Origin of the sequence: Aquipseudomonas alcaligenes NBRC 14159, assembly GCF_000467105.1 — a bacterium.
GTDB classification, from domain to species: Bacteria; Pseudomonadota; Gammaproteobacteria; order Pseudomonadales; family Pseudomonadaceae; genus Aquipseudomonas; species Aquipseudomonas alcaligenes.
In genome coordinates this window covers 1-1639 of sequence record NZ_BATI01000098.1, presented here as the reverse complement: position 1 = coordinate 1639, position 1639 = coordinate 1, and the positions used below count along the sequence as shown (strand labels likewise).

Sequence of the window (1639 nt, the reverse complement as noted above, 5' to 3'; positions counted from 1 at the left end):
TAGCCTACTTACCGCCAGACCGGCATTATCTGGGATGGGGCAATTCGATGTGAAAGCCCGTGAGGCTAGCCGCTGAGGTGCACCAGATGCGGCCTTTGTGAGCCTCAATGATGGATCGGGTGATTGCAAGCCCGAGCCCGGCGTTGCTCGGGCTGCCCTCCCGCCGAGCGGGGTCAACCCGGTAAAAGCGGTCGAAGAGCTTCTCTAGATGCTCTGAGCTGATTGTGTCCCCTGGGTTCTCGATACTGAAGGTAGTGGAGTCCTCTGTCTCGCGGATCAGAACCGAAATTGTCTGTCCCGCCGGCGTGTAGCGCAGCGCATTGGACAGCAAGTTGGATAGCGCGCGATCAAGCATCAGCCGATCTCCCAGCACTTGGCCTTTGCCTGTGAGCGATAGCTCAATGCCGCGCTCTTCGGCCAGAAGGTGGTAGTAGTCAAACAGCTTGAAGACTACGTCAGCCAGTTCGATCCTGGCCTGCTCGGGGATGATCAGGCCATTATCAGCCTTGGCCAAGAACAGCATGTCATCAATCATCCGAGACATGCGCTTCAAGTCCTCCAGGTTGGAGTACAGATTCTCCTCATAGGCATTGATATCGCGTTTTTTACTCAGCACGACCTCGGTGTGGGTCATCAGATTGCTGACTGGAGTTCGTAGCTCGTGGGCAATGTCGGCCGAAAAATTGGAGAGCCTAACGAAGGCATCCTCTAGCCGAGCCAACATCGCATTGAAGGAGAGAACCAGTTGCTGAAGTTCCCGCGGCACTGGTTCGAGAGGGATTCGCTCCTGTAACGAGCGAGCGGACATCCCGGAGGCCACATGAGTGACTTGCCGCAGAGGCCTAAGGCCGCTGCGAGCAACCACCCAGCCGAGTGCGGCACTGAACAGGGCGCTGATGACCAATCCAATCCAAAACCATCGTTGCAGCGTGTCGAAAAAGTGTGTGTGATCGGTGACTCAAGAATCAGCAACGCAGTGAGCGGCTCAGCCTGATCGGCTACCGAGATTTGCTCCGTCATGCCACGGTACATGTGTTGGCCGTTCTGCCACTCCCACATGCTCTGCTCATTTGCACGTCTGAAACGCTCAGGTACTTCGACTGCTCTGGGGTCGGAAAACAGTACAGAACCGTCACTGGCCAGGATAGTGGCGGCCAGATCCTGATGGGCTCCCAGCAAAGCTCGCAACTGCGGTAATTCTTCCGAAAGGCTCGCTTCACCGCGAGCATTGTTGAGGATATGTTTGGCGGATTCGAGTTTCTCCACCAGGGCCTGCCTATCCAGCATCTTGAAGTGGTGCTGGCTGAGCATATTGAAACTCAGCCCTGCTACCGTCAGGACTGCAATTACCGCGGACATGAACATCAGGCTCATGCGTGCGGTCAGCGAAAGGTGCTTCATATTCACTCCGGAGCATCCATCATGTATCCCATGCCGCGGGCGGTATGAATCAGCTTGAGATCGAAATCGTCATCGATTTTTGCGCGTAGCCGGCGTACCGCAACCTCAATGACATTGGTGTCGCTGTCGAAATTCATGTCCCAAACCTGAGAGGCAATCAGCGACTTCGGGAGCACCTCGCCGCGCCGGCGCAGTAGCAGTTCCAGCAGTGAAAACTCCTTCGCGGTCAGGTCAATTC

Annotated in this window: 1 protein-coding gene and 1 pseudogene; both read right to left on the bottom strand. The window is 55.9% G+C overall.

Translation table 11 applies throughout. The annotated features are described in order from the left end of the window. Window positions 1–25: 25 nt before the first annotated feature. Window positions 26–1401 (bottom strand): annotated as a pseudogene (locus PA6_RS22195) (heavy metal sensor histidine kinase). Window positions 1402–1403: 2 nt separating this feature from the next. After that, window positions 1404–1639: winged helix-turn-helix domain-containing protein (locus PA6_RS22190; protein ID WP_021703196.1), on the bottom strand; the 236-nt coding region annotated here is incomplete at its 5' end.